Genomic DNA, 25580 nt, shown 5'->3' on the forward strand with positions numbered 1-25580 from the left:
CTCTCGGGCCCTCCCCCACTGCGTCCACCCCGAATCGGCCATTCGACTATCGCCTGAACAGTCTCTTGACACTATATCCACCGAGCGATCGCAACGAGATCGCCGCCCTGATGCGCTGCCAGCGGGTGAGACCTCCATTCAGTGTCTCCCGAAGGTCGCTGACCGCGCGCCACACCTGGTCGGCCTCGTCGTCCCTCGACTGGTCGGGAGAGAAGACCGCCCGGTCGGCCACTGCCGCGAGCACGAGCGGCTGCACACCGCCGACTGTTGCGGCCACCTCGGTGCGCGTGGGAGACGACGGTGGTTCGAAACCGTGATCGACGACGGCGTCCTCGAACTCCTGCCATCCCCCGCTGATGCGCTGGATGGCGGTGGGGGCCCGACGCCGCAGCATCCGTCTCCGCAGCTTCGCCACGACGATCGCGATGAAGGGAGCGAGCACGATCGCCGCCCCGAGCACGACCCAGCCGAGCACCTGGAGCACAGCGATGAGTATGAGCAGGAAGGGGTTGTCTGTGGTGGACGAGTCCTGGCTGCTGTCCGGCGGCAACTGGGCGGTGGGTCGGGTGGGATCCTCGATCGGAGGCTGCACTGGCGACTGCGGGCGGGCGATCGTGGTCGGATCCTTCGGCACCTCCGCAGGGATTTCGCGAACCGGCGGCGTCGGGTCCACCGTCACCCAGCCGTACTGGGCCGTGTCGACCTCGATCCAGGCGGAGATGTCCTTGCCGAGCACCTGGGTGGCACCCTGGGTGTTCACCTCCGGCACGAATCCGAATACGACCCGTGCCGGGAAACCGAGCTGCCGGGCCATCAGCGCGGCGGTCACGGCGTACTGCTCCTGGTCGCCGATCATCCGCTGGTCGGTGAGCAGCTGAGTGATGCGGTCGGAGGCGTGGCCGGAGCGGCTCGCCGGGAGCTCAGGGTCCACCCCGTGGCTGATATACCCCGTCGCCTTCATCGCCGCGATCATCGCTGCGAGTCGCGCACCCGGTGTGGACTGCGTTCGCGTCCATTCGTCGAGGGTGGACGAGAGCTGGTCGGGAAGCTCTGCGGTCCGCGGGACCTCTGCAGTACCGGGACGCAGCCCGGCCAGCTGGTCGGCGGCGGGCTGGCGCGGCACTATCGCGTCGAGCTCGTAGGCGTCACCCGAGGCCAGTGGCCGGACGACGGCAGCGGTTCCGCTGGTGTTGTTGTAGAAGAACGAGTCCCGCAGCTGGGAGGCATCCGGTCCGGAGAAGGAGACGCTCTCGAACTTGCCGACGGTGGGAAGCCAGATGCCTGAATAGTCTCCGACTGTGACACGCAGTGAGACCGGCGACCCGGAGGTGCCCGACTGGTCGAAAGTGGAGGGCACCCGGGTGAAGGACCCGGACTCGCTCGAGACCTGCGAACTGCCCACCGAGTAGACGATTCCGTCGTAGGTGTCGAGCGTCGCGATACGGATGCGGCCTCCGATCGGGAGACCCGTGACCGTGAGCATCGTCGTATTCGCCGGGATGGTCTCCTCGTAGTGCCGGAACCCGCTGAGCGGGCTCGCGTAGACCCGAGGGTCGAACGGCTTCACGACGGCCGTGCGCAAGACATGCCGCTGCGCCGTCGGCGGCAGGTACATCGTCGCGGCCACCGCACTACCTGCGGCGAGCAGCACGATGAGGCCGGCCCCCATCACCGTGCGGAATCCGGCGAAGTTGGTGTCGCCCGCAGTCTCGAGCGGTCGACCATCGCTGTCGAGCGCCTGCGCCGCGAGCAGCCGGATCGACTCCCGTCGGCGGTACCACCGTCTCCAGACCAGCCAGCCGAGCGACGTGGCGAGTAGCCCGAGAGAGAGCTCGAGCGGCCAGGTCGCGGTCGAGGCCCCGAAGATGATCGCGGTGATGAAGAGCACGATCGGCGCGAGCACACCGAGCTCCCCCCACCGGGCGCGAAGGCCGACCGAGAGCCCGACGACCGTTGTGCCGAGTACCAGGATGAACGCCGGCACGAGCAGCGACTGGTAGGAGCCGACCGGCAGGGTGATGGTGAGGAGCTGCTTCCAGCTGAGCGCGGTCGCCCGCAGAAGTTCCAACTCGCCGTCGAGCGTCGGCAGCACGCCGTAGAGCGCTTTGTCGGGGATGGCGAGAGGCACCCCGATCAGCAGGTAGACCCCCGTTGTGACGAGAGTGACAGTGAGGGTCGACCAGCGATAGAGCGCACCGGAGAAGGCGATCGCCGATCCGACCAAGACGGAGGCGCCAACCACCGCGAGGAGTTGCACGGACTGGTAGATCGGCCAGAGCGCTGCCGAGGCGATGAGCGTGGTCAGCCAGAGCATGAGGATGGTCGTCGCCGTGAAGCCGGGTGACAATCGCGCGCGACCGCTCTTGCGACGCTTGCCTGAGCGACGTTTCTCGACCTTCGACCGACGCTTGCTGTCGATGCGGCGGACGCTGTCGGAGCCGGTGCTCACGCTGCCGCTGCTCTCGCGAGTGACTTCTGCAGGTCTTCGAGGTAGCCGATGGTGAGCACGCTGAGACCGGCGACCCGGCGAAGTCCCGGCACGGTCTCGGGGTCGCAGACCACGGCCACGACCTCCACGCCGGGCGGGAACTTGGTCGAGGCCGCCCGGAGTTCGGTGGGGGTGGCCAGCGAACCGCAGACGAGGAATGCCACGGAGATGCCCGTCACTTCGTCGGCGGCGACGCGCGCGACATCCATGATGCCGAGCGCGGATTCCGCGGGCTCGACGACGGCGAGGTCGTCGAGAAGGCGGGTGCGGGTGAGGGTGTTGAGGTGGCGAACGGCGAGCACCTTGCGCTTGGCGAACTCGGGGGTCTTCTCGCTCACGACGACGGCCACGTTTCGGGCATCCCGGATCGCCCGCGCGCCGAGCGAGCCCGCCACGCTCACCGCCATCTCGAACTCCTCGTCGGTGGCGTAGTTCGCGGTCGCGAGACTCAGGGCGATCACGAGGTGGCTCCGGCGGGTCTCCTCGAACTGGCGCACCATGTAGGTGCCCGTCTTCGCCGTGCTCTTCCAGTGGATGTAGCGGCGTTCGTCCCCCGGGACATACTCCCGGAGGGCGTGGAATGAGACGTCACTGTTCGACAGGTCGCGGGTCGGGTTGCCCTCGAGGTCCCGCACGAACCCGGTGCTGGTGGAGGGGATCCCGATGGTGCGCGGGTGGATGAACAGCTCCCTGGCATCCGTCCAGACGAGTTCTCGGCGCACGAGCCCGACCGGGTCGGCGCGCACGGTGCGCACCGGGCCGATGGAGAGCACGCCGCGATGGGTGGTCGGCACGAGGAATTCGTGGCGGAAGGATTCGCCCCGCGCGAGTCCGGGCATAGCGATCTCGGCGAGGCCCCGACCGATCGGTACCTCGACCTTGACACCGATGAGGCGCCGGCGGGTCGGATTGGTCACGATGATGAGCCCGGTGGCGCGCTCACCGACGACAACGCGGCTGTGCGGCACGGTGAGCTCGATCACGAAGGCGTTGCGCCCGACGAGATAGATCGCGGCGACGATGATGAGCACAGTGCCGGCGAACGCCACCGCCACGAGTTCCACCCAGCCAAGGCCGTACCCGAAGACGAACGCGGCGGGCACGATGAGGAGCATCGACCAGCCGAGAGCGGTGACCACCGACGAGACCCGCCCGAACCACGCTGAGAAGATCCCTCCGATCGCGCGGAAGAATCGCACGAGGGAGATGATCGCGTCGGCGAGGAATCCGGTGCGATCGCCGACGATCCGAGTGCGTGCGTTCGTGAGGCCGGCCGATTCCGTGCCGTGGGCGGAGTCGAAATGGGCGGACGATGTCGACGAGCGGGACGCATGGCCGGATTGCCCCCGCGCCCTTCCGCTCGCACCCGGTTCGCGGTTGGTCACACCGATTGCCTGTCGTTCACCGATTGGCGGTCGCTCGGCGGCGGGGTCTCGATCAGCAGCTGGCTGACGATGCTCGAGGCCGTGACCCCGTCGAACTCGGCCTCGGGATCGAGCACGAGTCGATGAGCGAGCACGGGCTCGGCGAGGGCCTTGACGTCATCCGGAATGACGTAGTGCCGGCCGTTTGCTGCGGCGAGGGTCTTCGAGGTGCGGATGAGCGCGAGGGCGCCACGCACACTGGCTCCGAGACGCACTTCGGTCGCCGAACGCGTCGCCTCGACCAGTCGGGACACGTAATCGTTGATCGTGGCGTCGACGTGCACCGTGCGCGCGAGGGCGCCCATCTCCACGATCACCTCGTCGGTGGCGATCGGCGGCAGGATAGTCTCGTGCGCCTTCACGCCGGCGCCCTCGAGGATCCGCACCGTCGACGCGTGGTCGGGATAACCGATCGACGCCTTCATGATGAAACGGTCGAGCTGGGCCTCCGGAAGCCGGTACGTGCCTGCCTGCTCGATGGGGTTCTGGGTAGCGATCACCATGAACGGCGCGCCGACGGGGTGTGAGATCCCATCGACGGTGACCCGGCCCTCCTCCATCACCTCGAGGAGGGCGGCCTGGGTCTTCGGACTCGCCCGGTTGATCTCGTCCGCGAGCACGATGTTGGCGAAGATCGGACCGCGGTGGAACTCGAACTCCCCCGCACCCTGGTCGTAGATGCTGACCCCGGTGATGTCGCCGGGAAGCAGGTCGGGAGTGAACTGGATGCGGTTGGTCGAGCCCTTCACGCTCTGCGCCATGGCGCGGGCGAGGGAGGTCTTGCCCGTTCCGGGGAAGTCCTCGAGCAGCAGGTGGCCCTCGCTCAACAGTGCCGTGAATGACAGCTTGATGACGAAGGTCTTGCCGAGAAGCACCTGGTCGACGTTCGCCACCAGGCGATTGAAGATGTCGGAGAACCAGGTGGCCTGCTCGGGTGTCATCGTCATGCGGGTGCCTCTCGGTTCAGCGGGGGTCTCCGCACGTTATCGGACATTGCCGTTCCTGTCGTACTGGATCGTGTAGGAACTTCCGTCGGCGGTACTGACGACGATGGTGAGGACGGGGTCCTGGCCAGGCGGCACCAGGGCGACGCACTGGCCGCCCTGGCTGGTGTCGGCGGGGAACAGCGGGTCTCCCGACCCGTTGCCGCAGGAGTACTGGATGCTGGGATAGCTCGCCGACGTCCAGCTCGGCCAGGTGAACGTGCCGCTCGGATCATTCGGATTGGCCGGGTTGGTTACCGGGGTGAAGGTGACCGGTCCGATCTGGGGATCGACCGGCGTGCCGAGGGCGAACGCTGCCGACCAATTCGACTGGCAGATCGGTGCCGCTCCGTCGTAACTGCGGCAGGCTCTCAGCTGCACCGAGACATCCCGGCCGTACTGGGTACCGTTCGCCGTGAGGAAACTTCCGAACGGCACGGCCGTTGCCGACTGCGAGCCGTCGACCCCGGTGCCGCTGAGCCGGTAGAAGAAGGTGTATTCGCCCGAGAGCGGAGTGCCGATCGAAGCGGCCACGAGGGTGAAGTCGTAGGCGTTGCCGTTCTTGTTCGGTCCGCTGAAACTCGCGTTCGTCACCACCCCGGGGCTCGTGTGGGCCGATACCGCGGGGCTCGAGGCGCAGCCGATGCTGTTGTCGGCGAGCACGACGAGCGAGTAACCCGACTCGGTCGAGAGCCCGGTGAAGGTCGCCGAGGTCGAAGTACCGACGGATTGCGAAGTCGCGCCGGAAGGGTTTGGAGCGTCGCAGGTCGGGCGAGTGCCGGTGTACGCAATGGCTCGGTACCCCGAGATCACCCGGCCGTTGTCGCTGAAGGCGCCCGCCCAGGCCAGGGCGATCGAGGTGTCGGTTGCCGTCGCCGTCGGGGAGCCGATGGACAACGGCGGCCCGGCCGGCGTGCCGCTGGAGCTCGCCGAGTTCCAGGTCGCCAGAGTCGCGAGGGCCGAGTTGCGGGCACTCAGCGAAACCGAGACATTCTGGCCGTTCGTCAGGCCGAACACATCGGCCGAGCATGAGCCACCGCTGCAGGCGGTAGACGGGTCGACATCCGTGGTCGAGCCGCCGACGATCAGGCGGTAGTTGTTCACCGCACTGCCGCCGGACGGCGTCGTCACGGCGTTCCAGGTGACGTGGAGTCCCGTGTCGAGCGGGCCGGCGGCGAGGCCGGTGGGAGCCGGGGGGATGACATCGGACCAGACGGTGCTGCCGAGGTCCGCGACATCCGAGGCACCGATCGCGTTGTTCGCCCTGACCGCGAGCCGCACCCCGTTTGCGGGCCCGTTGCCCGGCGTGGTCACGTCACATACGGCGACGGCACAGGAGGTCGTGGAGATTGCCGCACCCGAGGCCGAGGTCATGATCACGTCGTAGCCCGTGATGGGAGAGTTGTTCGCGAGGCCAGGGCTCCACCGCACGGTGAGAGCGCGATCGGAGAAGGCGGACACCTTGAGAGCAGTCACCGGATCCGGCTTGTCCTGCACCGAGACCGTGATGGAGCCCCAGACGTAGCGGTCCGGATCCCCGGTCGCATCGGCGACCTCGTACTGGAGGTTGGTGTCGACAGGCTGGGCGGCCGATGACGCGGTGATGGTCAGGCGACGGTTGTCGGCGCTCGGCGAGATGGTGAGGCCGGCCGGCACGGATCCCCCGTCGAGCCCGCGGATGGCCAGCACCTTGAGGGGCTTGCCGGGGAAGGGGTTGGTGGCCTCGTCGTTGGCGAGCACATCGACGGTCGTGGTCTGGCCGCGCGGTGCGAGCACGGAGTCCGGTGCCGGCTTGGCGAGCGGACGGCTGGACGCCACGACGTTGAGTTGGATCTGGCCCTGCTGACCGGTGGTCGTGTTGTCCTGGACGCCGAGCAGTATCGCCGTCGTCGCCCCCTTCACCGCGCTCTCGTTCGCCCGCAGCACGAGCTTCTGGCCGGTGAGGGTGTAGGTGAAGCCCTCGGGGAACGGGCTGAGCACGGAGTAGGTGAGCTCGGCCAGGTCGTTCGGATAGGGGTAGTTCGTCAGCTTGAGCAGGTCGAGCTCTTTAGACGTGCCCGGTTCGAAGTCGATGACGCCCCCGATGAAGGCGGGAGGCTGGTTCTGCCGCGGGGTCACCTTGATCGGAAGCACGAGGGTGGCCTTCCGGCCGTTCGGATCGGTCGCAGAGGTGCCGTCCGTGACTTCGAAGGAGATCGACGCCGGCCCGAAGTACTTGTCGGCGGAGGTGAAGCGCAGGGTGTGGTCATTCACCACCAGGCCGGATCCATCGGCGTGGGTGGCCTGCACGGTGGTCGAGTCGGTGAGGCGCACCTGCTTGCCCCCGACGGCGATCACGTAGTCGTTCAGGTCGATCGTGAGGGGGGATTCGCTCGCGATCGTGAGAGGGGGTGCCTTGCGGTTGAGCTGCGGGAGGGCGTCATCGAGCCCCGGGACCCAGACGAAGGCGTAGGAGACCACGCTCGCGTCATCCGGGTGCGCTACGGCGAAGGGGATGATCTGGCTCTTGTTCTGCACGGTGACGTGGATGCGCTTGTTCGCCGTCACCCGCGCGTCACTGGAGTACCCCGGCAGCACCGACACGGCGAGGGTCGAGACGTTGCCGTCGGCGAAGAAGACGTTCTTCAGCACATTCACGTCGAGCGAGTCGCGCCCGAGCACATCGGACAGGGTCAGGACGGTGTCCTGCACCACAGGGAAGGCGCGCGGGGCATCCGTGCTCACGATGACGGTGATGAATGCCGAACTCGTGCCACCGAACGAGTTCTCGATCGTGTAGACGAGACCGTAGGTGCCGGGCTTCGTCGGCGGGGTCACCTTCACGATGTCCCCCTCGATGCGGGCGACGATGTCCTTGGTGTTCGGCTCGACCTTCGTGATGGTGAGGGTTCCGCCATCCGGATCGGAGTCGTTGAGGAGCGCCTGCACCGAGATGGTACCGCCCGGGCGGATCCGTACCTCGTCGGAGACGGCGATGGGGTTTCGAGCACCCTGCACCTTCGGGCTGATGCCCACCCGCACGATCCCGGTCGCGCGGGCGCCGAGCGCATCGATCACGGTATAGGTGAAGGAATCCGTGCCCGCCGAATAGTCACCGGCGAGATAGTCGACGTAGTCGGTGCCGACCGAGGTGACCGAGCCCTTTGTCGGGTTCGTCGCCTGGCCGAGCAGTTGCACGGAGTCCCCGTCCGGGTCGATGCCGGTGAGCGGGATCGAGATGCGCACCGTCTCGCCGGCGAGCACCCGGGCGATCACGGTCTTCGGCACCGGTGGGTTGTTGGTCGCCTCGACCGCCTCGCGCACCGAGATCTTCACCTGGGCCTGGGCCACCTGCCCGTTGGGATCGGAGACCTCGTAGACGGCGATGAAGTCCCCGGTCTTCTGCGGTGCGAGGTAGCGCAGCACGTTGCCGGAGGCGAACAGCAGGCCGGAGTCGCCGCCGAGCGAGGTCGAAAGCAGCGGGTTGAGGGTGAGCGCTTCCCCATCCGGCTGCACGTCGTTGTCGAGCACCGGGATGTCGATGGCGTCGCCGACCCGCACGGTGACGTTGTCGTCGTTGGCGATCGGGGGCTGGGGCCGACTCGGTCGCGGAATCTCCACGACGTTGACGACGCCCTCGGCTTCGGCAAGTCCGTTGGTGATCCTGTAGTTGAACGTGACCGGACCGTTTTCGAGCGGGGCGGTGAGCGTGACCCGGATGGACCGCTGTTCGATCACTTCGGCGGTGACTCCGGAGCCCGGGGCGACGTTGTACACACCGGTCACCAGCAGCACGCCGCCCGCCGGGTCACGGTCGGTGGATGCCACGTCGATCGTCTGGGTGCTCAGAGACTGCACGAAGATGTTCTTGGGGATGGTGATGGGCTTGGTATTGGGGTCGGGCGCGGCGGCGACGTCGATTCGCACGATCCCGTTCGCCGTCTGGTCACCGTCGTTGACGACGTAGTCGATGTAATGGGTGCCGACCTGGTCGCTGAGGAACCGGAAGGTGCCGGCCTCGAGGCTCGGAGTGATCGTGACACCGCTCTTCGCGGGCACGCTGGCGAGCCGCAGCGTTCCGGATCCGCCCCGCACGTGCTCGAGTGGCGAGAGCGTGATCTCCTGCCCGGCGTAGGCCAGTTTTCCGTAGGGATCGGGGATGATCGGCACCGACCCCACGGGTTTGACCGTGACCGAGAGTGCGCCGGTGCCGCTGGCCTTGCCATCCGAGACCACGAGAGCGACCGAGCGCAACCCCGCCGTCGACCCGCCGTCGGTGAAGACGACGGTGCCCTCGGGCTTGTAGCTCACGGTGTCGGGGGCCGCCGTCGCTGCGGACGTGAGGTAGAAGGCATCGCCGTCGGGGTCGACCCAATCACCGAGCACGTCCTGAGTCACTCGACCGCCGGCCGCGACCAGTGCCTTCGTCTGCTTCACCTGGTAGGGCGGGGAGTTCTCCGAGGGCAGCCGTACCGCCACCGTCACTTTCGCGCTCGCCGTGCCACCACGGCCGTCGCTGATCGAGTAGCCGAACGAGACCGTTCCGCTGGCGGACGGGCTCAGGGTGATCTGCACCTGCTGGCCGTCGTTGATGAGGTCGAGGTGGCCGATCGATTCGTCGATCGCCGTCACGTCGGAGATCACGAGAACGTCGCCGTTGGCGTCGTAGTCGTTGAGCAACAATGGAAGCACACTGGTGCGCCCGGGTCGCGCCCCGAACGAGTCGTCGACAGCGACAGGCGGCACCTGGGTCTTCTCGAAGTCGGGGGGCACATCCTCGTTGTTCTGCGCGACCTGCTGCTGGTCTCGGCGCACGGTGATCAGGTCGGACCAGTTGTCGATGAGCTCGCCGTCCTGCTGCACCGCCCACACCCCGCCGCCCCGCGGATCGCTGAGCACCAGGCGGTCGGAATTCGACACGAAGGTGAGACCGGAGGCGGATGCCGGCACGGAGTCGAGCGAGAGGGTCACGCCCGCCGCGCTGCCGCACTGCCTCCACGCCGAGCCGATCGACCAGGCGGCGAAAATGCACCCGCCCATCACGCGCGGAGCCGCCGGGATCCCTCCCTGGCTGTCAGTCAGCCGCACCGGGGTCCCCCCGGCGACCGGCACCCTGAGAAGCCCGGACGAGGATGCGATCAGCACCGAATCGCCCGTGCTGGAGGCCTGCTGTAGCACGGCGTTGCCACCGGAGGAGATCTGACGGGAGAGGTCGATCGTGCCATTCGCCGTGAGGAGGGTGCGGCTCACCGCATCGAAGAGCACCCAATGACCGCCGACGGAGGTCACGGCGACGTCGCGCCGCGTGCCCCCGAAGCGGGCGCGGGTCGATTCGGCCACCGTGTCGGAGTGCGCGGCATCCACCTGGTACACCTGCCGGGTATCGGCGGAATATCCGAACAGCATGCCGTCGGGTGTCACACTCGTGACGGCGTTCGCGCCGAGGCTGAGGGTGGCCGGCGACTGGGCGTCGAAGGTGGGCAGCTGGGCGAGGGGCACGATCCAGACCTGGCCCGTTCCCCCGGCGGCGATGACGAGGTTGTCGCCGGCGAGGGAGAGCTGGGGATCCTGCGGGGGAAGCGGAACGCTGTCGAGCACCTTCGACGTGGCGGGATCGACGATGTCCACCTTGCTGTCCGTGCGATCGAACAGCAGCACGGTCGCACCGCGCTGGATGGTCTCGATGTCCGCACCGCTCGAGGCGACGACGGTGTTGAGGGCCAACACCTGGGTGTTCGCGCGGCCGATCACCTGGGAACTCCCATTGGCCACCCAGACCGACCCGTCGTTGAGGTCGAGTCGTTGGGCGGTGTAGCCGGTAGACACGATGGCGACGGTCGCGACGAGCGCCGCGATCACCGAGCCGCTCGTCGCTGTCGCGACGAGTGAACGGTGGCTCGAGAGCCATTCCCTGAAAGTCATCTGGCTGCCGTCACCCCCCGAAGTCGACGCACTTCTCTGCGCTCGGAGGTCCCGTCTTCCCCTGGCGGTTGACCGCGACGGTGATGCAGACCCGGTCCCCGGCCTTCGCATTCTGGGCGAAATAGTCCGATGAGGTCTGCAGCGCGGAACGCCCGTCACCGGTCGTCACCTGGTAAGAGTCATCGGTCTTGAGCCCCGGATCGGCCCAGCTGAATTTGATCGAGTCGGTCCCGGGCTTTGCCACGATGTCCGTCACCTGCGGGATGCTGTCGGAATTGGCCCGGATGAGCACGAACGTCGCGGTCGCCCCGAGCGCGATCACGAGCACCGCGCTGACGATGAGGCCCCAGGCGAGGGCGCGCATTCCCCGTCCACGCTCTACCGGCCGCGTGCCGCTGCTCTGGAGGATCCCCTTCTGGCGACTGTTCTGGGAACCGGCAGTCTGGCGCATGCCCGTGCCGACGGGGGCGTAGGTCGCGCTGGCGGAACGGCGTCTACGGCGTCCCCGGGCCGTCGGAACCGATCCCCCGATGCCGCGGATGCGGGTGCGATCCTCGAGGTCGGATACCGTCGCGAGCGCCCAGTCGTCCATCGCGACCTCGATCGGCGTCTGCGGCACGCCGAGCTCCGTCTCGATCGACTGCAGCTCACGCACCAGCTCGAGCACGCTGGCCGGGCGGTTCTCCGGTTTGCGGGCCATCGCCTGGCCGAGCACCCGCTCGAGGCTCGGCGGCACATCGGAGCGACCGATCGGCTGCGGCCGGGCGCGGTTGATGCGGGAGATGAGGTCGGCCGACTTGTTCGACTCCCCCGGGATCTCGAAGGGCGAACGGCCGGCAAGCAGCGAATAGACGGTGGCGGCGAACGACCAGACTTCGGAGGCGATGCTGCCGGGCGTCTCGTCCATCAGCACTTCCGGAGCGGACCAGGGAATCGAGAGCCCGACGGACTCGTGGGTGTCCGCTTCGCTGAGCGTGGAGGCGATGCCGAAGTCCGAGAGCACCGGGTGACCGTAGGCGGTGAGCAGGATGTTGGACGGCTTGATATCGCGATGCAGCACGCCGGCGCGGTGCGCGGTCTCAATAGCGCTGCCGATCTTCACGGCTATGCGCAACACCTCCGGTACCGGGATCCGCTCGCGTCGGTAGCGCTCGCTCAGCGACGATGAGCAGAGCTCCATCACGAGGTACGGCCGGCCGTCGGAGGACACGCTGGCCTGGTAGACGGTGAGGATCGAGGGGTGAGAGCTGAGCTGGGCCATGAGGTTGGCCTCGGCCTGGAACATCTGCCGCACCTGGTCGTTGACCACCTCGCTCAACATCACCTTGACAGCGACCTGGCGACGCGGCATGTTCTGTTCGTAGAGGAAGACGTCGGCGAATCCGCCCGAACCGAGCACGTGGATCGTCGCGAATCCGGGCAGCACGGGAGGCTGGGACGGCAATCGTCGTGCCATCTCTCCTCCTTCGACGACTCTGGCTGAAGGCCGGTCGGTGCTGTGGGCCGGGGCAAGTCCCGGTGTCCTATTGTAGACACGCCTTGTTTGGGGCCAGTTGGACAAATCTGCTGGTCACAGGCCTGTTTTTGGCCCCCCTTTGGGGGACAGGCCTACAGCGTCGGGGTCGGCGAGGTGCGAGGGATGGTGTTCTCGAACTCGCCGAGACCGGAGCTCTCGAGCACGTCGATCACGATCGTCGTGATGTTGTCGCGACCACCGCCTTCGAGCGCGGCGTCGACGAGCGCGAGGGCGGTCTCCTCCGCGGGGAGACCGGCGGCGAGTCGGAGGCGGATGCCCTCGGCATCCAGCTCCTTGGTGAGACCGTCCGAGCACAGCAGCAGCCTGCTCCCCGAGCGCACCGGCACCACCCAGTAGTCGGGCACCGCCTCGACGTTGAAGCCGACGGCGCGAGTGATCACGTTGCTGTCCGGGTGGGCCTCGGCATCCTCGGCTCGGATCACTCCCGCGTCGACGAGCTCCTGAACCACCGAATGATCGACCGTCACCTGCACGAGGGTGTCGCGTTCGTAGAGATAGACCCGGGAGTCCCCCACATTGAACACTGTCCAGAAGGGCTCGTCGTCCTGCAGGGAGAGGGCCACCCCGGTGACGGTGGTGCCGACGCCCAGTTCTTTCTCGTCGGCGGCGAGACCGATGTCTCTGGTCGCGGCCCGCAGTCCCCGTTCGATCGTGTCGGCGTCGGTGAAGGACTCCGTCACCGCCTCAGAGAGCCGGGAGACGACCGCGGCGCTGGCGATGTCGCCGGCGGAATGTCCGCCCATGCCGTCCGCGACGGCGAAGATCGGCGCCTCGGCGAGAAAACTGTCTTCGTTGTGGGCACGACGTCGACCCGTATCGGTGGCGGCACCCCAGGCAAGCACCAGCCGGGCATCCGGATGGTCCGGGATGTCGACGCTGAACCGCGCCACACTCCTGCCGATCTCGGTCACGGGAGCCTTTCACGAGTCATTGGGGGAGGTCCGCTCGTCAGACCAGGCGCTCGATGGGAAGGATCTCAACGGTGTTGCCGTCTCCAATATCCACTACTGTTCCCGCCGAGACGACGAGCGACTCGCCCTGGCGCAGTTTTTGTGCCGACGATCCGGGGATCGAGACCACCGTACCGTTGGTGGAGCGCAGGTCGGTGACGATGACGGATGCTCCCTGCTGGCGCAATTCCACGTGCGTGCTCGAGACCTCTCGCCCGGGCGACGGTACACGCACCAGGCGCGGCATCCCGCCGATCACGATTCGCGGAGAAACGGGTTTGCGTCCGATCAGGGCGGGGGCATCGAGCGGGATCGGTTCGTGGCGGTTCACACGGATGCGGTACCACGGCACGGTGAATCCGCCCGGATCGACCGGAAGCCCCACTCGCGCAGTCACCGGGCGTTCAATCACCGCCGGATGCCCCGGTGGGGGTTCCACGAGGGCGTGCGGCTCGGCGGATGCCCGGGGGGCCGCCGCGACCTCCGGCATCGCGAGCGGGACCGCCGGTTCGACCAGCGTGAAAGGTTCGGCCGGAGAGTCTTCGGGCACCGGCGCCGCGGGCTGCGCCGGGGGCGTCGCACGGATGAAGGTGTCGGCCTCGAGGTCCTCGGGCTCTCCGGCGCCGGCGCCGGCGCTGTCCACCGTTTCGGAGCGCGGTCGGACGACCGTGTGATCCGCGTCATCCGATTGCATGGTCCCTATTCTCTCGCCAGGGAGAGTGCGGCGTGACGCTCAGTTTCCGATGTAGCTCATGACGTGCTTGATGCGCGTGTAGTCCTCGAACCCGTAGCTCGACAGGTCTTTGCCGTAGCCAGAGTGCTTGAATCCACCGTGAGGCATCTCCGCCACGATCGGGATGTGGGTGTTGATCCACACGCAGCCGAAGTCGAGGTGCTTGGCGAACCGCATCGCCCGGCCGTGGTTCTGCGTCCAGACGCTCGACGCGAGCCCGTACTGCACTCCGTTCGCCCACTCGAGGGCCTGGGGTTCGTCGGTGAACCTCTGCACGGTGATGACCGGTCCGAAGATCTCGTTCTGCACCGCGTCGTCGGTCTGCCGGAGTCCGGAGACGATGGTGGCCTCGTGGAAGTAGCCGACGCTCCCCTGCCGGTGGCCACCGAGTTCGATGTTCGCGTTGTCCGGAAGGCGGTCGATGAATCCCTCCACCTGCGCGAGTTGATTCGCGTTGTTCACCGGCCCGAAGAACACGCCGGCGTCGTCCGGCCCGCCGGTGTGGGCGTTCTCCCGTGCGTAGGCGGCGAGCGCGGCCACGAACTCGTCGTGGATTCCGGCCTGCACGAGCACGCGGGTCGCCGCGGTGCAATCCTGCCCGGCGTTGAAATAGCCGGCGCTCGCGATCCCCTCGACAGCCGATTCGATGTCCGCGTCGTCGAAGACGATCACCGGGGCTTTGCCGCCGAGCTCGAGATGGACGCGCTTGAGATCGACCGCCGCAGCCTTGGCGACCTCCATCCCCGCTCGCACCGACCCGGTGATAGAAACCATCTGCGGGGTCGTGTGGGCGATCATCGCTCCCCCGGTGGTGCGATCCCCGGTGATGACGTTGAGCACGCCCTTCGGCAGGAACTCTGCGGCGATCTCGGCGAGGAACAGGGTGGCCGACGGCGTGGTGTCCGAGGGTTTGAGCACCGTCGTATTACCCGCCGCCAGCGCCGGCGCGAACTTCCAGACCGCCATGTTGAGGGGATAGTTCCAGGGCGTCACCTGCCCGATGACCCCGATCGGCTCGCGCCGGATCTGCGAGGTGTGGTCTTTCAGGTATTCGCCGGAGGCCATTCCGCCGAGGTGGCGCGCCTCCCCGGCGAAGAAACGGATCTGGTCGACGGACAGCATGATCTCGTCGGTCACCAGGGTCGCCCGGGGCTTGCCGGTGTCCTTCGACTCCAGGTCGGCGAACTTCTCGGCATTCGCCTCCATCGCGTCCGCGATGCGGAAGAGGGCGAGCTGGCGCTCCCCCGGGGTGGTGTCGCCCCATTCTTCGAACGCCGCGGCGGCCGCGCGATAGGCCGAGTCGACGTCCGCTGCGCTCGACACGGGCGATGAGCCGTAGACCTCTTCCGTGGCGGGGTCGATGAGGTCGAAGGCGGATTCGGCTCTGGCCTCGACGAACTCGCCATTCACGAAATTGCGCAATACCGGGGTGCTCATGCTCCAAACATAGCGAGCGTTCAGGCACCGCGCCACGGAGTGACGCTACCGATTCCGCAGCAAAACACGCCGATGGATGCGGATTCACTTGTCACAACACCACCACACTGACAGAATCAGGGCATGAGCCCGAATCCCAAGCCGATGCATCTCGACGAGGTCTCCAAGGCGATCATCGAGCAGCTGCAGGCCGACGGCCGGCGGAGCTATGCCGAGATCGGCAAGGCCGTCGGTCTCAGCGAGGCCGCGGTCCGGCAGCGGGTGCAAAAGCTCACCGATTCGGGCGTCATGCAGGTCGTGGCCGTCACCGATCCGATGCAGCTCGGCTTCTACCGCCAGGCGATGATCGGAATCCGGGTGACCGGCGACACCACTACGGTCGCCGAGCGACTCGGCCGCATCACCGCGGTCGACTACGTCGTGCTCACCGCCGGCAGCTTCGACATCCTCGCGGAGGTCGTCTGCGAGAACGACGAAGACCTGATCGAACTGCTCAACACGGAGATCCGCGGGATCCCGGGAGTGCAGTCGACCGAGACGTTCGTGTATTTGAGACTGCAGAAGCAGTTCTACAACTGGGGAACGAGATAAGAAAATGACAATCGACAACCTGACCGACACTGCCACCGTCAGCTCCTCGAAATTCACCGAGGCCGAGCTGCAGCAGAAGGCGAAAGACCACCTCTGGATGCACTTCTCGCGCCAATCCGTCATGGAAGACGGACCCGGCGTGCCGATCATCGTCAAGGGCGATGGCCACCACATCTGGGACTCGACAGGGAAGAAGTACTTCGACGGCCTCAGCGGACTCTTCGTCGTGAACGCCGGCCACGGGCGTCGTCGACTTGCCGAGGTCGCGGCCAAGCAGGCGGAAGAGCTCGCGTTCTTCCCGCTCTGGTCGTATGCACACCCGAGCGCCATCGAGCTCGCGGACCGCCTGGCGAGCTACGCCCCGGGTGATCTCAACCGAGTGTTCTTCTCGACCGGAGGCGGCGAAGCCGTCGAGACGGCGTTCAAACTGGCCAAGTACTACTGGAAGCTGCAGGGCCGCCCCACCAAGCACAAGGTGATCTCCCGCAACGTCGCGTACCACGGCACACCGCAGGGTGCACTCGCGATCACGGGCATCCCGGCCATGAAGGAGATGTTCGAGCCGGTGACCCCCGGAGGGTTCCGCGTGCCGAACACCAACTTCTACCGAGCCGCCGAGATGGGCGCCCCGACCGAGGACCTGGAGACCTTCGGGCGCTGGGCTGCCAACCGCATCGAGGAGATGATCCTGTTCGAGGGCCCCGAGACCGTGGCCGCGGTGTTCCTCGAGCCCGTGCAGAACTCGGGCGGATGCTTCCCCCCGCCCCCCGGCTACTTCAAGCGGGTGCGCGAGATCTGCGACCAGTACGACGTGCTGCTCGTGAGCGACGAGGTCATCTGCGCCTTCGGGCGCATCGGCGAGTTCTTCGCCTGTGACGCCTACGACTACGTGCCCGACATGATCACCTGCGCAAAGGGCATGACGAGCGGATACTCCCCCATCGGCGCCACGATCGTGAGCGACAAGATCTACGAGCCCTTCAAGCACGGAAACACCTCGTTCTATCACGGGTACACCTTCGGCGGTCATCCGGTCTCCTCTGCTGTTGCGCTTGCGAACCTCGACATCTTCGAGGAGGAGAAGCTCAACGAGAACGTGCGTCTCAACTCGCCCGCATTCCGCGCGACCCTCGAGAAGCTGAACGACCTCCCGATCGTCGGCGACGTGCGCGGGGCCGGCTACTTCTTCGGCATCGAGCTCGTCAAGGACAAGGTCACGAAAGAGACCTTCGACGACGACGAGTCGGAGCGCCTGCTGCGCGGATTCCTGTCCAAGGCGCTCTACGACGCGGGGCTGTACTGCCGCGCCGATGACCGTGGCGACCCGGTGATCCAGCTCGCACCGCCCCTCACCATCGGCCAGAGCGAGTTCGACGAGATCGAGCAGATCCTGCGCGGTGTGCTCACCGAGGCCTGGACGCGGCTCTAAGCATCGATCCGCAACATCCGTGCGTCGCCGAGCCCGCCCGCGCCCACGCCACCATGTCCCGATCCCACCGAGTGCCATGGCCCCGCTTGTCCTACGTTCGAAATGCAGGACTCCCTGTTGCAGGAGTTGCGATTCGTGCTACTCCTGCAACACCAGTAACACTCAGTCCTGCATTTCGATCACGGGCGGCGACTGCTCGGACCGATATAGGTGTGAGCCGGGCCCCACGCGAATGAAGGAGAGTCGGTGACGGACTACAGCACCCTGAGTTTCTGGTTCGATTCGCTCGACCCCGCCGTCGACGATCTGGCGCCCCGCCCTCCGCTAGCCGACGTCCTCGATGTTGACGTCGCGATCGTCGGTGGCGGTCTCACGGGCCTGTGGACCGCGTACTACCTCGTGTCGGCTCAACCGAGCCTGCGCATCGCTGTGCTCGAGAAGCACATCGCCGGGTTCGGCGCTTCCGGGCGCAACGGCGGATGGTGCTCCGCGCTGTTCCCCGCATCGACCGCGTCCCTCGCCCGCCGTCACGGCCGGGCGGCGGCCGTTGCGATGCGGCAGGCGATGATCGACACCGTCGACGAGGTCGGCCGGGTCACGGCGGCAGAGGGAATCGACTGCGACTTCGTGCGCGGGGGCACGGTGAGCCTGGCGCGCGGCGCCGCGCAGTGGGTCGCGGCCCGAGCGGAGGTCGCCGAGGCCGAGCGCTGGGGGGTCGACGACCTGCAGCTGAGGGATGCCGATCACAGCCCTCGGGGCGCGACCGGCGCCCTCGGCTCCACCTTCGATCCCGCCTGTGCACGCCTGCAGCCCGCGAAGCTGGTTCGCGGACTCGCTCGCGCGGTGGAGCGGCTCGGGGTGACCATCTACGAACAGACCGAGGTGCTGTCCTGGCGTTCCGGGCGGGTGACCACCGACCGCGGTGATGTGACCGCGGGGAGCATCGTGGTCGCCCTCGAAGGATACGGCGCGGCACTCCCGCAGACCCACCGCCGGGTGCTCCCCCTCTACTCCCTGATGATCGCGACCGAGCCGCTCAGCGACGAGACCTGGAACGAGATCGGCATCGAACACGGGCAGACCTTCGCCGACTTCCGCCACCTGCTGGTCTACGGGCAGCGCACTGCAGACAACCGTTTCGCGTTCGGTGGTCGAGGCGCGCGGTATCACTGGGGCAGCAGCATCCACCCCGAATACGATCGTGTTCCAGCGGTCTTCGATCATCTCGCCCGCACGCTCGGCGACATCTTCCCGGCTGCCCGGGATGCCGTGGTCAGCCACCGGTGGGGCGGCCCCCTCGGTGTGCCCCGAGACTGGCACGCCAGCGCATCGTTCGACGCCGCCACCGGGATCGCCACCGCGGGCGGCTACGTCGGAGACGGTCTCAGTACCACCAATCTCGCCGGGCGCACCCTCGCCGACCTCATCCTCCGACGTGACACCGCACTCTCCCGATTGCCGTGGGTCGACCACCGGTCCCCGCAGTGGGAGAGGGAACCCCTTCGCTTCATCGGGGCGAACCTCGGCACCACCGCGATGGAGATCGCGGATGCGGAAGAGCGCCTCACCGGCCGCGCCTCGATCGCCGCCCGGCTGATGGCACCCCTCACCGGGCACTAGCGCTGATACGATTTTCGCATCCGGCCGGGGGTGCCGAGCCATGCGGACGATCGGGGGATCATGACGCTCTTCGAGCAGGATCTCTATTCCGTCCCGCTTTCTCCGCGACCCCGCTCGCGCCTGTCCCGGATGCTGCCGACAGCGGTCGCCCTGATACTCGTCGCAACCGGGGTGCTCGCCTTCCTCGGCATTCCCCGGCTCGTCGACCAGTACACCGTGTGGACCTTCCGCCCCTCGCCGGCAATCACCTCCCTCATGACCTCGTCTCAGTTCACCGACGAAGGCCGGTTCGTGTTCCTCGCGAGCAAACCGGTGGTCGAGACATCCACCACCTTCGCTTCGAGTTGCGCAAGCAATAAGGAGGGAACCGGGATCCTCGGTTGTTACCTCCCGAACGACCGCACCATCCACCTGTTCGCCGTGACGGAGCCGCGCCTCCTCGGCCTCTCCGATGTCGTGGCGGCTCATGAGATGCTGCATGCGGCCTGGGCGCGGCTCAGCTCGGTGGAGCAGCAGCACCTGGTGCCGCTCCTGGAGAACGAGGCCGCGAAGCTCTCGGGGGATGCGGGGTTCCAGGCACGCCTCGACTACTACGCGAAGAACGAGCCCGGCGAGAGGGACAACGAACTGCATTCGATCATCGGAACCGAGATCGCGTCGATCTCGCCAGAGCTCGAAGCGCACTATGCGAAGTGGTTGGGCAACCGGCAGGCCATCGTCGCCCTGCAGGTGAAGACCGACGCGGTCTTCACCGACCTTGCGAATCGTTCCGCCGCCCTGTCGACGGCCATGGAGGTGCTCCGCTCGTCGATCGATGCGCAATACGCGGGCTACACGAGCGGATATGCGGCGCTGAATGCCGACATCCGCCGGTTCAACGCCCGAACCGACTTCACCTCGAATCGCCAGATCGATCTCGCCGAACGCGCCCTCGACGCGCGGCGCGAAGCCCTCGACGCGAGCTACGCCGATGTGCTCGCGAAGACCGCGCAATACAACGCCGACATCAGCAGCCTCAATGAGCTCGCCGCCCAGGCGGCCGGGCTGAACAGCGCCCTCAACAACGCCCCGTCGGGCTCCACCATCCCGACGCCCATCCCTGCGGACGGCGCGGGCGGCTAGGCCTCTTCCACCGCCGGTTCCGCGAACTGGGAGTTGTACAGGCGGAAATACGCGCCCTCGCTTTCCAGCAGCTCGGCGTGCGTACCCTGCTCCACGATGCGTCCCGCCTCCATGACCAGGATGAGGTCAGCGTCCCGGATCGTGGAGAGGCGATGCGCGATCACGAAGCTGGTGCGATCGGTGCGCAGCGCGCTCATCGCCTTCTGCACCAACACCTCCGTTCGGGTGTCGACGGAGCTGGTGGCCTCATCAAGGATGAGCACGCTCGGCCGGGCGAGGAACGCGCGGGCGATTGTGAGCAGCTGCTTCTCCCCCGCGCTCACGTTCGACGCCTCATCGTCGAGCACCGTGTCGTAGCCCTCGGGAAGCGAGTGCACGAAGCGGTCGACATAGGTGGAGCGGGCGGCCTCGAGGATCTGCTCCTCCGTGGCATCCGGCTTGCCGTAGGCGATGTTGTCCCGGATCGTGCCGCCGAACAGCCAGGTGTCCTGCAGCACCATCCCCATCCGCGAACGCAGGTCGTCGCGGGTCATCGTCGCGGTGTCGACACCGTCGAGGGTGATCCGTCCGCCGTCGAGCTCGTAGAACCGCATCATCAGGTTCACCAGGGTGGTCTTGCCCGCGCCGGTCGGTCCGACGATCGCGACCGTCTGACCGGGTTCGGCCGTGAGCGAGAGATGTTCGATGAGGGGGGTGTCCGCCGTGTAGCGGAACGACACGTCCTCGAAGGCGAGCCGGCCGGGCGTTGACGGGCCGGGAGTCTTTGCGACGACCGGGTCTGGCGACTGCTCCTCGGCATCCAGCAGCTCGAACACCCGCTCGGCGGATGCTACGCCCGACTGCAACAGGTTGGCCATGCTCCCCAGCTGGGTGAGCGGCTGGGTGAACTGGCGCGAGTACTGGATGAAGGCGGTCACGTCCCCGAGTCCGAGGCTGCCGGATGCCACGAACAGGCCACCGACGACCGCGATGGCCACGTACACGAGGTTGCCGACGAACATCATCGCGGGCATGATGATGCCGCTCACGAACTGGGCGCCGAAACTGGCCTCGAACAACTGTGCGTTCTTCTCGTCGAAGCGCTGCTCCACCTCCCGCTGGCGGCCGAACACCTTCACGAGGGAATGCCCGGTGAAGGTCTCCTCGATCTGGCCATTGAGCTCACCGGTGTGCTTCCACTGCGCGACGAACATCTTCTGGGAACGGCCGGCGATCACCTTGGTGATCATGAGGGTGAGGGGGATGGTGACAAGGGCGATTAGCGCGAGCACCGGTGAGATCAGGAACATCATGACAAGCACGCCGACGACAGTGAGCAGCGACGTGAGCAACTGGCTGAGGGTCTGCTGCAGGGTCTGCGAGATGTTGTCGATGTCGTTGGTGACGCGGCTGAGCAGCTCGCCCCGCTGCATCCGGTCGAAGTAGGAAAGCGGCAGGCTGTTGATCTTCTCCTCCACGTCGGAGCGCAGCCGGTAGACGGTGCGCTGCACCACCCCGTTGAGCACGAGCCCCTGGAGGTAGCCGAACACCGCGGCCAGCAGGTAGAACGCGAGAAGCATCATGAGGATGCGACTGATCGCGCCGAAATCGATTCCGACGCCGGGGGTGAGATCCATCCCGCTGAGCAGGTCCGCCTGAGCCGTGTTTCCGGAGGCGCGCAACCCGGCGATCACTTCCGCCTTGGATGCCCCCGCCGGCAGTTTCGCCGAGATGAAGCCGTCGAACACGAGGTTGATCGCCTCACCGAGCAGCCGTGGCCCGAGCACGGTGAGGAACACGCTCACGACGGTGAGCAGCGTGACGATGACGATGCGTACGAGCTCCGGGCGGAGCCGGCCGATGAGCCGCTTGGCCGAGGGAGCGAAGTTCATCGACTTCTCGACGGGCATCCCGGCGCCGGCGAACGGTCCGCCGCCACCGGGACCGCGGCCCATCGGGGGACGGTTGGGGGTGCGGGTGTCCTTCGAGTCGCTCATGCTGTGGCCTCCACGGTGAGTTGTGACTGCACGATCTCGAGATAGGTCGGAGAGGATTCGAGGAGCTCCTCGTGAGTGCCGAGGCCCACGACCCGGCCGTCCTCGAGCACGACGATCTGGTCGGCATCGATGATGGTGGAGATGCGCTGGGCGACGATCACCATAGTGGCACCGGGAAGGGAGCGATCGAGCGCCCGACGCAGCCGGGCATCCGTCGCGAGGTCTAGGGCGGAAAAGGAATCGTCGAAGACGTAGATCTCGGGCCGTTTCACCAGGGCCCTCGCTATCGCGATGCGCTGGCGCTGCCCGCCGGAGACGTTCGTCCCGCCTTGGGCGATGGTGGAGTCGAGGCCGTCCGGCATCTCGCGGACGAAGTCGCTCGCCTGGGCGGTGTCGAGCGCCGTCCACAGCTCCTCGTCTGTCGCGTCCGGCTTGCCGTAGCGCAGGTTGCTCGCCACGCTGCCGGAGAACAGGTAGGGCTTCTGGGGCACCAGTCCGATGCGCCTCCAGAGGAGGTCGGGATCGAGCCGGGAGACGTCGACACCGTCGACGAACACGGTGCCGGAGGTCGCGTCGAACAGGCGCGGAAGCAGGTTCACGAGTGTCGTCTTCCCTGCCCCGGTGCTGCCGATGATCGCGGTCGTGCGCCCGACAGGAACCGAGAAGCTGACGTCGACGAGCACCGGCTGCTCTGCGCCCGGGTAGGCGAAGCCGACGTCCCGGAGCTCGATGGTGCCGTGCTCCGTCAGTTCGGTCACCGGGTCGGCGGGGGGTACGACCGTCGACTCTGTCCCCAGCACCTCGCCGATGCGGTCGGCGCTCACCGAGGCCCGCGGGATCATGATCGCCATGAAGGTGGCCATCATCACCGCCATGAGGATCTGAAGCAGGTACTGCAGGAAGGCCGTGAGAGTGCCGATCTGCATCGATCCGTCCTCGATGCGGAAGGCACCGAACCAGATGACGGCCACGCTCGAGACATTGAGCACGAGCATGACGATGGGGAACATCAGCGACGTGAGCCGACCCACCCGGAAGGCCGTCGCGGTGACATCGTCGTTCGCCTTCCGGAATCGCTCTGTCTCGACATCCTCCCTCACGAACGCCCGCACGACCCGGATGCCGGCAAGCTGCTCGCGGAGCACCCGGTTGATGGTGTCGATGCGCTTCTGCATCAGGCGGAACTGCGGCACCATGCGGGAAATCACCAGGCCGATCGCGATTATGAGCACCGGGATGCTCACGGCCATCAGCCAGGAGAGCTCTAGGTCCTGTTGAAGCGCGAGCACGATGCCGCCGATTGCGAGGATCGGAGCGGACACGAGCATCGTGCAGGTCATCAGCACCAGCATCTGCACCTGTTGCACATCGTTGGTGGAGCGGGTGATGAGGGACGCCGCGCCGAAGGTCGTCACCTCGCGCTCGGAAAAGCCACCGACCTGGTGGAACACGGCTGCCCGGATGTCCCGCCCGAGGCCCATAGCGACCCGCGCCCCGAAATAGACGGCGGTGACTGCGCAGGCCACCTGGAGCACGGTGATGCCGAGCATCATCGCGCCGGTTCCGATGATGTAGCCGGTGTCGCCAGTGGCCACACCCTTGTCGATGATCTCGGCGTTGAGCGTCGGAAGGTAGAGGGACGCGATCGACTGAAGCAGCTGGAAGAACACGACCCCCACGAGCAGTCGTGAATGCGGCCGGAGATAGCGGCGCAGGAGGCGGATCAACATTGTCGGTGGGTTCCTTGATCGTTGCGGGATTCGAGGTCGGGAGTGGCCGGTCTGCCGAGCACGCCATGGAGCACAAGGTCGGTGAGCTCGTCGGTGGTGAACGGTGCCGACTCCCGGAGGGGCGGAAGGGATGACGCGAAGGCGAGCATGCGCACGAAAGAGGCGACCCGGTGTGGTTCGATGCGCAGTACATCAGCGTTCTCGGCGATCAGCTCGGCGAGCAATTCCGGATTGCCGACTCGCGATCGCGAACCCGGAGGTTTGCCGGTCATGCCCACGGCAGCCATGATGCCCAGGATCCCTTCAAACCGGGATCTCAGGTTGAAGATGATGTCGTGCACCTTCCGCTCGATCGGTTCTTCCGGATCGATGCCCCGGAGCATCTGGCGCAGCGGCTCCGGATCGAGGAATTTGTCCACAGCCGCCGAGATGATCGATTCCTTGTCACCGAAGGCCCGGAACAGGGTCCCCTCGGCGATGCCCGCGCTCTCGGCGATCTGCTTGGTCGTGACGTCCCGGCCGTGCTCGAGCAGGAGCGGGATCACGGCGTCCACGATCATCGCCCGCCGCTCGTCGACAGAGAGTGGGCTCGCCCGGAGGCTTTTCACCGATGTCATCGGCTCAGGATAGCGGAGTGAGTGCTCACTCACAATATCGATCATAGAATCGGAGGATGTCGCGAATCGTTCAGTACAGCCGCTACGGCGGGCCGGAAGTGCTCGACATCGTCGAAGTCGACGAGCCTCACGCGGGGCAGGGCCAGGTGCGAGTGGCAGTGCGCGCCGCCGGACTCAACAACTTCGACGCAAAGGTGCGCCGCTCCCCCGCGATCCTGCCGAATCGCTCACTTCCGAGCGGGCAGGGGGCCGAATTCGCCGGGGTGATCGACGAGGTCGGCGAGGACGTCACGGCAGCGGCGGTCGGTGACGAGGTGCTCGGCTGGAGCAACTTCAGCGCCCAGGCCGACTTCGTAGTAGTGCCCGCCAGCCAGGTGGCGCAGAAGCCCTCCGGCCTGGACTGGGCCACCGCCGGCGGCGTCGGACTTGTCGGCAACACCGCAGAACGGGCGACTCGAGCGGTCGCGCCGATCGCCGGGGAGACGGTGCTCGTGAGCGCGGCAGCCGGCGGTGTGGGCTTGTTCGCCGCCCAGCTGGCGATCGCCAGCGGGGCTACCGTCATCGGCACGGCCAGCGAGGGCAACCACCATTTCCTTCGCGACCTGGGGATCATCCCGGTTGCGTACGGCCCCGGGCTGGCCGATCGCCTGCGCTCTGCCAGCCCGCAAGGAATCGATGCGGTCATCGACAATGCCGGCCAGGAGACCATCGAGGCGGCGATCGAGCTCGGGGTGGATCCGAAACGGATCAACTCCATCGTGTACTACGAGGGCGTCGCGAAGTACGGGATCTCCACCGTCGGGGGCGGGGGCAAGACATCAGCGGATCTCGCCCGCCTCGCTCGACTCGTGGCCGACGGCACCATCGTGCTGCCTATCGCGGCCACTTTCCCGCTCGCGGAGGTGCGCGCGGCCTACGAGCTCCTCGAATCCCGCCACCTGCGCGGCAAGGTCGTGCTCACGCTGCCCTGAGCCGGTCAGCGACGCGGCTCACAAGCGTCGGGCGTACGGGCGCCGGGCGTGGGCGTCGTGCGTGGGCGTCG

General features: G+C 67.0%; 16 protein-coding genes. 5 read left to right on the top strand and 11 right to left on the bottom strand.

What is annotated here, in order from left to right:
* Positions 1–46: 46 nt before the first annotated feature.
* The 8 genes from ACVXZ4_RS11755 to ACVXZ4_RS11790 form a co-directional block, all read right to left on the bottom strand.
* Positions 47–2449, bottom strand: coding sequence for a transglutaminase-like domain-containing protein (locus ACVXZ4_RS11755; protein ID WP_461795026.1), 2403 nt, complete (start codon positions 2447–2449; stop codon positions 47–49).
* Entirely contained in the window at positions 2446–3873 is a 1428-nt protein-coding gene (locus tag ACVXZ4_RS11760) for a DUF58 domain-containing protein (protein ID WP_461795027.1), read from the bottom strand. Before ACVXZ4_RS11760 ends, ACVXZ4_RS11755 begins: the two co-directional genes overlap by 4 nt.
* Positions 3870–4859 carry an AAA family ATPase gene (locus ACVXZ4_RS11765; protein ID WP_461795028.1) on the bottom strand — a complete coding sequence of 330 codons (990 nt, stop codon included), beginning with the start codon at positions 4857–4859 and terminating at the stop codon, positions 3870–3872. The genes ACVXZ4_RS11760 and ACVXZ4_RS11765 overlap by 4 nt, the downstream gene beginning before the upstream one ends.
* Positions 4860–4895: 36 nt before the next feature.
* Positions 4896–10796 (bottom strand): Ig-like domain-containing protein, encoded by a 5901-nt coding sequence (locus tag ACVXZ4_RS11770; protein WP_461795029.1) that lies wholly within the window; start codon positions 10794–10796, stop codon positions 4896–4898.
* A gap of 10 nt (positions 10797–10806) precedes the next feature.
* A complete protein-coding gene (locus tag ACVXZ4_RS11775) occupies positions 10807–12252 on the bottom strand; it encodes a serine/threonine-protein kinase (RefSeq protein WP_461795030.1) in 1446 nt (481 codons plus the stop codon).
* 152 nt (positions 12253–12404) lie between these two features.
* A complete protein-coding gene (locus tag ACVXZ4_RS11780; protein WP_461795031.1) occupies positions 12405–13244 on the bottom strand; it encodes a PP2C family protein-serine/threonine phosphatase in 840 nt (279 codons plus the stop codon).
* 37 nt (positions 13245–13281) lie between these two features.
* Positions 13282–13977, bottom strand: a complete 696-nt coding sequence (locus tag ACVXZ4_RS11785; protein WP_461795032.1) for an FHA domain-containing protein — start codon at positions 13975–13977, stop codon at positions 13282–13284.
* 39 nt (positions 13978–14016) lie between these two features.
* A complete protein-coding gene (locus ACVXZ4_RS11790; protein ID WP_461795033.1) occupies positions 14017–15453 on the bottom strand; it encodes a gamma-aminobutyraldehyde dehydrogenase in 1437 nt (478 codons plus the stop codon).
* A 123-nt stretch (positions 15454–15576) separates the two neighbouring features.
* Here ACVXZ4_RS11790 and ACVXZ4_RS11795 point away from each other — a divergent pair, with 123 nt between their 5' ends.
* The 4 genes from ACVXZ4_RS11795 (at position 15577) to ACVXZ4_RS11810 (ending at position 20215) form a co-directional block, all read left to right on the top strand.
* Positions 15577–16044 (top strand): Lrp/AsnC family transcriptional regulator, encoded by a 468-nt coding sequence (locus ACVXZ4_RS11795; RefSeq protein ID WP_461795034.1) that lies wholly within the window; start codon positions 15577–15579, stop codon positions 16042–16044.
* A gap of 4 nt (positions 16045–16048) precedes the next feature.
* Positions 16049–17473 (top strand): aspartate aminotransferase family protein, encoded by a 1425-nt coding sequence (locus ACVXZ4_RS11800; protein WP_461795035.1) that lies wholly within the window; start codon positions 16049–16051, stop codon positions 17471–17473.
* A gap of 246 nt (positions 17474–17719) precedes the next feature.
* Positions 17720–19093 (top strand): NAD(P)/FAD-dependent oxidoreductase, encoded by a 1374-nt coding sequence (locus ACVXZ4_RS11805; protein WP_461795036.1) that lies wholly within the window; start codon positions 17720–17722, stop codon positions 19091–19093.
* A 60-nt stretch (positions 19094–19153) separates the two neighbouring features.
* Positions 19154–20215: a hypothetical protein gene (locus tag ACVXZ4_RS11810; protein ID WP_461795037.1), complete on the top strand. Its 1062-nt coding sequence runs from the start codon at positions 19154–19156 to the stop codon at positions 20213–20215.
* On the opposite strand, the gene ACVXZ4_RS11815 is transcribed toward ACVXZ4_RS11810, so the two are convergent.
* Genes ACVXZ4_RS11815 through ACVXZ4_RS11825 form a run of 3 tightly spaced genes read right to left on the bottom strand, consistent with a single transcriptional unit; the run spans position 20212 to position 24538 of the window.
* Positions 20212–22191, bottom strand: coding sequence for an ABC transporter ATP-binding protein (locus ACVXZ4_RS11815; RefSeq protein WP_461795038.1), 1980 nt, complete (start codon positions 22189–22191; stop codon positions 20212–20214). The genes ACVXZ4_RS11810 and ACVXZ4_RS11815 overlap by 4 nt on opposite strands.
* Positions 22188–23921, bottom strand: coding sequence for an ABC transporter ATP-binding protein (locus ACVXZ4_RS11820; RefSeq protein ID WP_461795039.1), 1734 nt, complete (start codon positions 23919–23921; stop codon positions 22188–22190). Before ACVXZ4_RS11820 ends, ACVXZ4_RS11815 begins: the two co-directional genes overlap by 4 nt.
* Positions 23915–24538: a TetR/AcrR family transcriptional regulator gene (locus ACVXZ4_RS11825; protein WP_461795040.1), complete on the bottom strand. Its 624-nt coding sequence runs from the start codon at positions 24536–24538 to the stop codon at positions 23915–23917. The genes ACVXZ4_RS11820 and ACVXZ4_RS11825 overlap by 7 nt, the downstream gene beginning before the upstream one ends.
* A gap of 56 nt (positions 24539–24594) precedes the next feature.
* On the opposite strand from ACVXZ4_RS11825, the gene ACVXZ4_RS11830 reads away from it, so the two are divergent.
* Positions 24595–25509 carry an NADP-dependent oxidoreductase gene (locus ACVXZ4_RS11830; protein ID WP_461795041.1) on the top strand — a complete coding sequence of 305 codons (915 nt, stop codon included), beginning with the start codon at positions 24595–24597 and terminating at the stop codon, positions 25507–25509.
* The last annotated feature ends 71 nt before the right edge of the window (positions 25510–25580 follow it).

This window comes from Lacisediminihabitans sp. FW035 (assembly GCF_054880895.1).

What these genes read in the sequence shown, in the direction of transcription:
- ACVXZ4_RS11825 (WP_461795040.1), bottom strand. Translation starts at nt 24,538, where the DNA reads ATGACATCGGTGAAAAGCCTCCGGGCGAGCCCACTCTCTGTCGACGAG.
- ACVXZ4_RS11810 (WP_461795037.1), top strand. Translation starts at nt 19,154, where the DNA reads ATGACGCTCTTCGAGCAGGATCTCTATTCCGTCCCGCTTTCTCCGCGA.
- ACVXZ4_RS11765 (WP_461795028.1), bottom strand. Translation starts at nt 4,859, where the DNA reads ATGACGATGACACCCGAGCAGGCCACCTGGTTCTCCGACATCTTCAAT.
- ACVXZ4_RS11770 (WP_461795029.1), bottom strand. Translation starts at nt 10,796, where the DNA reads ATGACTTTCAGGGAATGGCTCTCGAGCCACCGTTCACTCGTCGCGACA.
- ACVXZ4_RS11830 (WP_461795041.1), top strand. Translation starts at nt 24,595, where the DNA reads ATGTCGCGAATCGTTCAGTACAGCCGCTACGGCGGGCCGGAAGTGCTC.
- ACVXZ4_RS11800 (WP_461795035.1), top strand. Translation starts at nt 16,049, where the DNA reads ATGACAATCGACAACCTGACCGACACTGCCACCGTCAGCTCCTCGAAA.
- ACVXZ4_RS11815 (WP_461795038.1), bottom strand. Translation starts at nt 22,191, where the DNA reads ATGAGCGACTCGAAGGACACCCGCACCCCCAACCGTCCCCCGATGGGC.
- ACVXZ4_RS11790 (WP_461795033.1), bottom strand. Translation starts at nt 15,453, where the DNA reads ATGAGCACCCCGGTATTGCGCAATTTCGTGAATGGCGAGTTCGTCGAG.
- ACVXZ4_RS11775 (WP_461795030.1), bottom strand. Translation starts at nt 12,252, where the DNA reads ATGGCACGACGATTGCCGTCCCAGCCTCCCGTGCTGCCCGGATTCGCG.
- ACVXZ4_RS11795 (WP_461795034.1), top strand. Translation starts at nt 15,577, where the DNA reads ATGAGCCCGAATCCCAAGCCGATGCATCTCGACGAGGTCTCCAAGGCG.
- ACVXZ4_RS11785 (WP_461795032.1), bottom strand. Translation starts at nt 13,977, where the DNA reads ATGCAATCGGATGACGCGGATCACACGGTCGTCCGACCGCGCTCCGAA.
- ACVXZ4_RS11820 (WP_461795039.1), bottom strand. Translation starts at nt 23,921, where the DNA reads ATGTTGATCCGCCTCCTGCGCCGCTATCTCCGGCCGCATTCACGACTG.